General features: G+C 71.3%; 5 protein-coding genes. All 5 read right to left on the bottom strand.

Going from position 1 to position 7,967, the window contains the following annotated elements:
- The coding region (locus JKV81_RS14965) for a Tn3 family transposase (protein ID WP_202076357.1) at window positions 1-3,045 on the bottom strand (3,045 nt) is incomplete at its 3' end.
- 85 nt (window positions 3,046-3,130) lie between these two features.
- Window positions 3,131-3,673, bottom strand: coding sequence for an SLATT domain-containing protein (locus JKV81_RS14960; protein ID WP_202076356.1), 543 nt, complete (start codon window positions 3,671-3,673; stop codon window positions 3,131-3,133).
- 85 nt (window positions 3,674-3,758) lie between these two features.
- Window positions 3,759-5,162 carry a hypothetical protein gene (locus tag JKV81_RS14955; RefSeq protein ID WP_202076355.1) on the bottom strand — a complete coding sequence of 468 codons (1,404 nt, stop codon included), beginning with the start codon at window positions 5,160-5,162 and terminating at the stop codon, window positions 3,759-3,761.
- Complete coding sequence (locus JKV81_RS14950; protein WP_202076354.1) at window positions 5,159-6,241, bottom strand: tRNA nucleotidyltransferase/poly(A) polymerase family protein; 1,083 nt, start codon at window positions 6,239-6,241, stop codon at window positions 5,159-5,161. Before JKV81_RS14950 ends, JKV81_RS14955 begins: the two co-directional genes overlap by 4 nt.
- 95 nt (window positions 6,242-6,336) lie before the next feature.
- The gene (locus JKV81_RS14945) at window positions 6,337-7,956 is read right to left on the bottom strand and encodes a hypothetical protein (RefSeq protein WP_202076353.1); all 1,620 of its coding nucleotides are present in this window, start codon (window positions 7,954-7,956) and stop codon (window positions 6,337-6,339) included.
- Window positions 7,957-7,967 lie beyond the last annotated feature (11 nt).

Raw genomic sequence — 7,967 nt, 5'->3', positions numbered from 1 at the left:
CAGGTTCAGGTTGCGGTGCTTGAGCGGGGACAGGCGGGCGATGTCCTCGTCCCGGATCTCATGGCCTTCGGCTCGGAGCTGGGTGACGGCGGCGTCGAGGTACGTCGTGGTCCAGAGCACGATGGCGTTGAGGACCAGGCCGAGCGCGCCGAGCTGGTCCTCCATGCCGTCGCGGTATGCCTGGTGGATGGTGCCGCGCTTGCCGTGGCACACGTCCCTCGCCAGCTTGTGGCGGGACTCCTGCATGGTGAGCTGCCTGTTCATCTGCCTGCGGTAGGTGTCGTCGACCGGGTCGACCACGCGCAGCAGGTGCTCGGTCTTGGCGATCCGCCCGTACTCCGCGAACGCCGCCCCGAGCGGGGTGGGGCGGCCGTCGCGGCCGAACATGCGCAGCAGGTCGTAGGCGCGGACCTGGTTGGTGACCAGGGAACCGGCGACCTTCAGCATGTCCGGCCAGTGGGTGATCACCTTGTTCAGGTTCACGCGGTTGCGGGCCAGGTCCTCCACCGCGCCGTAGGTGCCGGTCTCGACGCCGGGCATCGTGGCCCGCCAGAACCGCTGGTCGTCCAGGTCGCGGAAGCGGGGGCTGAAGTTGTAGCCGAGGATCTTGAACAGGCCGAACACCATGTCGGAGTATGAGGCGTTATCGGTTGCCACCATCTCCGGCTTCACCCCGCCGTCCAGGTTCAGCAGGGCGTCCAGGATGTGCAGAGAGTCGCGCGGGGTGCCGGGCACGACCATCTGCCCGATGCCCGCGACCTGGTCGTTGACGGCGTTGAGCCAGGTGATGCCGCGCTTGAACCCGAAGTACTTCGGCGAGGGGGCGGCGTTGATGGTGCGCACCGGCACCTGGAAGCGCAGCCCGTCTACCGAAGCGAGCAGCCCGTCGCCCCAGTAGCGCACGATCGGGATGCCGGCCTGGGCGGCGATCAGAGCTGCGTTCGCCGCGGCGATGGTGTCGGCGCGCAGGTAGTACTGGTCGACGTGCACGAGCCGGGCCCGGGTCAGGGCCTCGTAGCCGGGGTTGACGACCGGAGCCAAGCCGATGTTGCACGCCTCGGACACCAGCAGCGCGACCACGGAGGTGGGCAGGTCCTTCATCCGGGTCGTGCCGTCGCCGAGGTGCACGAAGGCGTCGAGGAATCCGGTCCAGGCGTTCACCTCGAACAGCAGGTCCGGCAGGTCGATCTTCGGGAGCATCTTCTCGACCCGCTGGCGCAGCCAGGTCAGGGACTTCGGCTCGCCGAGAGCGCCGAGCTTGTCGACGTTCAGCTTCACCCGTCCGTCGTCCTGTACCTCGATGGAGACCTTCGCCGCCGGCCCCGCTTCCTCCAGGCGTTCGGCGAGCTGCTTCCATCCGGCGTCCAGGCCCCGCACCAGCTCCGCCAGGTGCTCGGTGACGGGCATGTCCAGGCTCAGGGCCGCCAGGACGTCCTCCTCGACCGCGTCCCAGTCCGGCCCGTCCAGCAGGCGGGCCCGCGGGTTGGACCAGCGGTGCGAGGGCGAGGCGAACACGTCGCGGTTGTTCAGGGCCCGGTGCAGCTGCTCCAGCACGCACACCACGTACGCGTCCCGGTCCACCGCGCCCTGCGGCAGGTCGGGGTTGGCGTATACCGCCTTGCGCCACGCTGGCGGCACGAGCTTGTCGTCCACCTCGCGCGGCAGCAGCGGCTTGATGCCGGTCTTCCGCCGCGCCAGCGCCGGAAGACCCCGCATCCCGGCCAGGACCCGCTTCCCGGCGCTCGCCGCGTCCAGCGCCTTCGACTCGCCCAGCAACGCGAGGAACGGACGCACCGTCGCGTACCGGTTCGCGAGCGCGGCCCGCATGGCGACCTCGGCCGAGTTCTCGTCGTCGGGCACCAGGGTCACCACGGTGGCCGCCGCGCTCATCACGACGGCGCGCGGCGCGACCTCCTCCACGGCTGCCCACAGCGCGGCCACGTCTAGGTCCGCCTCGTGCTCCTCGACCAGCTCCAGCTCCTCGAACAGCACCTTCGCCGCCCGCGCGAGCACCCGTGACGCCTTCTCCAGCTGCGGCAGCGTCGACAGCCGCTCCTTCTCCGTCTTGCGCTTCGCCGTGTTCAGCAGCCTCGTTGCCATCAGGACCTGGAACAGGTCCAGGGCCTCGTCGATCGCCTTCGCCTCCAGATGCCGCATCACCGCGGTGAGCATCGCCGTGCGCTTCGGCTCCTGCGCCCGCTCCAGCAGCGGCGCCTTCGACCCCAGCGCGTACCGGGCCAGCGCCGCCATCCGGTTCGGCGGGATCTGCGACAGCCTCAACCGGCCGAGCCGGTACGCGCCGATCTCGTCCACCCGCTCCAGCGCACGGGCGAACGCCGTGCCCGTCGTCCGCGTCGGCGGCCGGCGCAGCCGCTCCAGCTCCGAGAACCGCGAGCCCTCCGGCGTCTTCAGCGTCGCCACCAGATCCCCGGGCAGCGCCGGGTCCGCGCGGCGGGCGGCGCCCGCGACCGTGGCGTGCAGCCGCTTGTCCGCAACCTTCCGCACCTCCGATGGCCGAGCCAGCACCGACACCCCGGGCAGCAGCACCCGATGACGGCGCAGCCAGCCCACCGCGTGGTCGAACAGCGCCTTCGGGCCCTCGGCGTGTGTCCACGCCCGCCCGTGCAGGAACGTGCGGAACCGCCGGGACCACTCGGCGTCGTCGTAGGGGTGGTAGCCGTAGGCGTCCCGGATCTCCCACGCGTGGTCGTACAGCGTCTGGCGCCGCTCCGTGTACCGCTTGACCACGGACGGGTCCTCGATGCCGAGCTGCACGGCCAGGTGCTCGACCACCGGCCACGGCACCGCGAGCGGGTCCTCCAGGAACAGACCGACGTACCGAACCGTGCACATCTGGAGCGCAAAGCCGAGCCGGTGATGCTCCGTCCGCCGCAGGGCGATCAGGTCCCGGTCCACGTCGTCCAGGAAGAAGAACCGCTCCAGCTCGGGCCTCGTCGGCTCCTCGGCGAACGTCCCGTACGCCTCGGCCTGCTCGTCGCTCGTGACGGCCCTCAACGAGAAGATCACCGAGACCGACAAGCTCATCGCGGGCCCGGTTTCGCGAGACCCGGGCTATGTGGCTGCCCAGTCGCACCAGGACGTGCCATCGGTGCAGCCGGCGCCGGGGGCGTCAGCCCGCGTTCTCGTCGACCGCGTACGTCTGCGTACCCATCCGCACATTGGCCTGGGCCTTGCGGTAGGCGCGCCGGCTGGGCACGTCCGCCTTGCTGTTCTGCTCGTCGCGGCGGGCGGTCAACGCCGCGAGCGCCTCGCGCGCCTCGGCGTGGGGCCAGTCAGGTAGATCGATCTCCCGGTGCTGCCGGGCAGCCGTCTGGATCTCCAGGTAGGCATTGGCGGAGGCGGCCGCCTGTCCGGCGCGCTGGGGCGCGTTGACCGTGGTGAGCACGGCGCCCAGTCCGGCGGAGAGCAGGGCCAGGATGCCTGCGGCAGTGGCTCCGGAGGACTCCACCAGTGCCGTGGTCCCGGCGACCGCTGCCAGCAGCGTGGCGGGCACGCCCAGGGCCCAGTGCAGGGCCCGCCAGCGCTTCGCTTCCTCGAACTGGGTCTGGGCACTGTAGGTGGCGCTCTCCTCCAGCCGCCGGAATTCGGCGTGGATCGCACGTCGACGAGCGTCGGCGCCGATTCCCGCCGTCACGGCCTCGTCCGCTCCCATGCCTGGTGGAAGCGCTGGTGTATCTGCGGTAGCCACCCGTACACGGTAGCCGTCCTGGTCACTTGGACGGGTCTGAATGGTCGACTCAGGAAGGGAGTTGGGCTTCGTACGCGGCCAGGGCGGCGTGGGCCGGGTGGCGCGGGGGGAGCTCGTCGATGATGGTGTGCCAGTGGGACGGGCCGATGTGCTCATTTGCGTGCAGGGACGCCAGGAGTTCTCGGTGGGGCACTCGGTCGAGGAAACGCAGCGCGACGGGTGGTGCGTCCAGCCCCACCTCGAACTGTCCTTCCGGGGCAGGCATCGCGAGGAAGCCGTACAGCCCCTCGTCGGTCCTGTCGAGCATCATCCAGTACCGCACCTGGGATCCGACCTGCGCTGTGACACCGATCAGGGTCACAGTGACCGGGTGGCACAGCGGGCCGTCGTCGGCCGTGGTTCTCACGGGTGAGTCCGTGGTGGGGGAGATCTCCAGCTCGACGACCACTGCCCCGCCCGGGGTCACGGCCACATCCGCGGTCACCAGTCCCTGTTCCAGGAGGGCGCCCGTCTCCTGCGGTGCGCCCGAGGAGGCGCGCAGGACGAAGTCCGAGTCGAGGCGCGCGGTCAGTGTGAGGTCGAGATGTGCCGTAGGGGCAGGGCCGGTGAGCCGGGCCGCCGCGAGGCGGGCGCTGTGGCGCAGTGCCTGATCGGTGCCCAGCCTGTCGGCCAGTACGGACAGGGCGGAGCGGGTGGAGGCGGGGAGCCTGGCCGGCTCCACGGCCAGCAGGCCGGTCAACAGCGCGGCGGCCTCCCGCGAGAACCACGGACCGGCTCGGCCGACGAGCAGTCCGTTGCGCAGCACGGACAACGGACCCGCCAGTGAGAGGGCGGCGGGGGTGAACCAGTGCCGTAGTTGCTCCTCGGCAGGTGCTCGGCCGATGCTGCCCCCGGGGGGCCGACCTGCGTCATCTGCGGGAACCGGTGGTGTGCCGCCAGGCGTCAGCAGCGCGGCAGCCGTGCGGGCGGCGGACTCCACCCGTTCCCACGGCAGGCAGTGGAACAGTTCTGCGGGGGCCGCGGTCTCCCTGCCGATCCGGAAAAGCAGGAAGTACCGCAGCTCGAGACTCTCCCGGCGCAGCTGTGCCACCGTCCCGGGGGCGGCGGGAAGACCGGCCCACCGCACCTCGAGCTCCGCGACGAGATCGGCCCCGTCGGCCGAGACGGCGACCGGTCTGCCGACATCGTCCAGTTCGATCACGACCGAACGATCCGGCGCACGCAGCGCGAGCACACGACAAGGCTGTCCGTCCCGGTCGATGATGACGCTCGTCCGCACCCACGCGACGGTGCGGAAGCGGACCATGTCCCTCGCATCGGCCCGCTCGTCACCGTCGTTGATCACTCCCAGGGTGGGGTGTGCGCCGGGCGATCGGGGCTCCAGAACGGCGATCCAGCTGCTCAGTGGACGGTGTACGGCCACGGTGTCCTCCTGCTGGGCGACGGAGTTCATCCTCCGCCCCCGGTCAGCCGGTCGACCAGCGCTGCGGCTGCCGTTCCGTACCCACGGACCACCTCAGTCAGGTGGGGGGAGGGCGTGGCCGGCAGGCAGGTATCGGCGACGGCGTGCACACGGCGCCACGCGGCCTCGCCGCGCTCGTCCAGCTGCGCGGTGAGATTCTCGGGCAGGGCAGTGGCCCAGTCCCGCAGGGCCGTATCGTTCGGACCACGCGCACCGCCCCGGCCACCGCCGGCCGACGCCCATCGCAGCCGGAACTTCAGGCCCCTCAGCAGCACGGCCGCGCAGGTCTCCGGGTCGTCCGGGGCTCCTGCAGGAACGAGAACCCGTATACCGTCTCGGTACGCAAGGTCCCTCAAAGCCTGCTCCAGCGGGTCCAGCACGACGTGGTGCACCGGGTCGTAGAGGAGCGTGTTGACGGTGAGATCGCGCTGTCGGGCGTCCTGGCGGAGGTCCGTCCCTGTTGCCGGAACGCGCAGACCGCCAATGCCCAGTCCGCGGTACTCCAGCGTATGGCCCTGTCGCTGCGGGGGCAGGACCGAGCAGACCAGGGTGTCCGGGCTGAAGAGCCGCGGGTGCTCGGCGCTGACACCGTCCTCGTCGTCCAGCACGCGGTCGGCCACGTCCCAGAAACTGCCGGCGGGTGCTGTTCCCGTGACATCCAGGTCGCCTACCTCGTCCGGCCGGGATCCGGCCAGAAGGTCCCTGGGGGCGCCGCCGGCCAGCCAGAAGCCGTGTCCTGCGCCGGTGAGCCGTTCGATCAGTACAGCGAGGTAGCGGGGGGCGTCCGGCCCGTACACGAGTTCGTCGAAGGCAGCGGTCAGACCGGGGGCCAGTTCGTCGGCGGGATGGACGTGTCCGGGCTCCAACTGACGGTACGGGTGGGGCCCGACGCGTCGCACCGGCAAGCTGCCGGACCCGGTTGCGCCGTCCGGGCACGGCAGCGGTCCTGTGTGTCCGTCGCCTTCGAGCAGCAGCAGATCGTCCGCGGCGCTCGGCAGACGGCCCGCCGCGCCGTGTACCGCAGTGGCGAACCCGAGCACCTTCTTGCCGTCCAGCAGATCTCCGGTCATGACGGGAGCGTCGGCAGCCGCCAGATCGCCGCCCTGGGCGGCAGCCCTGCGGCACGACGCCGGGACGGGCGGGCCGTAGCCTCCTGCGGAGGCGGTCATCCTGCTGCCAGTCCGGTCCATCGGGCCGCTCCGTTCCTCTCGACGGCGATGGTCAACGGCACGGCCCCGGCCGGTGCGGGAGTGTACGTGGACCCGCCGAAGTCCATGTCGCGGCCGGCTTTCAGACCGAGAAGTGCCACGTCCCGCAGGTGCTGCGGAGTGCAGGTGGCGTCCTGGCCCGGCTCGTCCACGCAGAACGACAGTCCGGGGTAGAGCATCCCTTGCGGGCCGTTGCGTCCCGGATGCATGCGGATCGCCTTGAGAATGTCCGCCGGTGCCTCCTCGCGACGAACCCACTCCAGTACATCTTCCCGGCAGGAATCACAGAGCCGGACGAGCGCGTCGACATCGCCGTGGTCCGCGGCGTCCTCGATCCGGCGGGCGAGTTCGAGCACGGGGCCTGGCAACGGTTTGCCGTGGTCGTCGGTCGTGACCACGGTCGCGGCCGACGGCTGAGCCACCGCCGCCGGAGCCTTCGCCGCGGCGCTCTCCGCAGGTGTGAACAGGAACGAGGAGACCCCCTCCGCCAGCTCGTGTTCCCGGCCGGCGGAGGTGAGGCCGAGGGTGCCGGTGCGGGCCTGGGTGGCATCCACCGCGTCTTTGCCGCCGCGCAGCCGCGCTGTGCGCCCGTCGGCGCCGAGGGCGATGCCGAGCAGGCCGTTGCCGAGGAACGTCCACTTCCCGTCCCTGACGTAGTAGGAGACCGCTCGCCCCGGATACGGGGCCTGGCAGCTCTCGAGGCCGGCGTAGGTGACGGTCACACCCTTGCCGGCCCAGGCGGCGGAGGTGATCGCCCTCTGGTCGCCGATCAGGGCCTGCCGGAATGCGGAGTCGCCCGGCAGCAGGCGTTGCGGCCGGGCGGCAGCGCCGGTGTGACTGAACAGTGTGGAGGTCGTCCAGCAGGCGCCGCCGCTGTCCGAGTTGGCCCAGGCGACGGCCTTGCCGTCCGGCGCCCGCCAGGCCTGGGCGAGGGTGGAAGGGCTTTTCGCCGGCAGGAGCGGACGGATCCTCCCCTGACGGTCGACGGCGTCCAGCGTGCCTTGGCCACGGAAGACGCCGGGTCCCTCGGGGAGCGGCGTGAACACGGTGACGTCGTCGGAGCCACCTGTGGCGAGTTGGGCGTACGGCCCCTTGCTGCGCGTCAGGGGCAGGCGCTGCGGGGCGCCCGCTGTGGAGAAGGTCAGCAATGCACTGCCGTCGCTCGCGAGGCTGACGGCGTCCCCTCCGAGGAAACCGATCCCATGGCAGGGACACGGATGGGAAACCTTCTTCCCGGTGGTGACGTCGAGTACGTGCAATCGTCCGGTGGTGCCGCCATCCGCCGGGTCGGTCCAGGCAAGGCGCCGGCCGTCGGGGGACCAGGCGAGCTCGGTCGGCACCTGTCGTCCCGTGCCGGCGGCCTTCCAGACGAGGCCGGTGGCGTCAGCCAACATCACCGTCCGGCGTTGCGGCTGGACGAAGGCGAGCACAGGCCGCCCCCGGTCGCCTGCCTTGGAGGCGCTCGCCCCGGCGGGGCCTGGCGCGGGCCCGCCGTCGGAGCCGGTCGAGCATGCGGAGACCGCGACGGCGAGCAGGAGGAGGGTGGTCAGAGAGCGGACTGCTGCGATACGCGGCAAAGGGCGCATGG

The sequence above is a fragment of the Streptomyces silvae genome (assembly GCF_016745505.1).
GTDB classification, from domain to species: domain Bacteria; phylum Actinomycetota; class Actinomycetes; order Streptomycetales; family Streptomycetaceae; genus Streptomyces; species Streptomyces silvae.
This window is presented reverse-complemented; position numbering and strand designations above follow the sequence as displayed.

Excerpts from the sequence above, each read along its gene's own strand:
- JKV81_RS14950 (WP_202076354.1), bottom strand. The coding sequence starts at position 6,241 with ATGACCGGAGATCTGCTGGACGGCAAGAAGGTGCTCGGGTTCGCCACT.
- JKV81_RS14955 (WP_202076355.1), bottom strand. The coding sequence starts at position 5,162 with ATGAACTCCGTCGCCCAGCAGGAGGACACCGTGGCCGTACACCGTCCA.
- JKV81_RS14960 (WP_202076356.1), bottom strand. The coding sequence starts at position 3,673 with ATGGGAGCGGACGAGGCCGTGACGGCGGGAATCGGCGCCGACGCTCGT.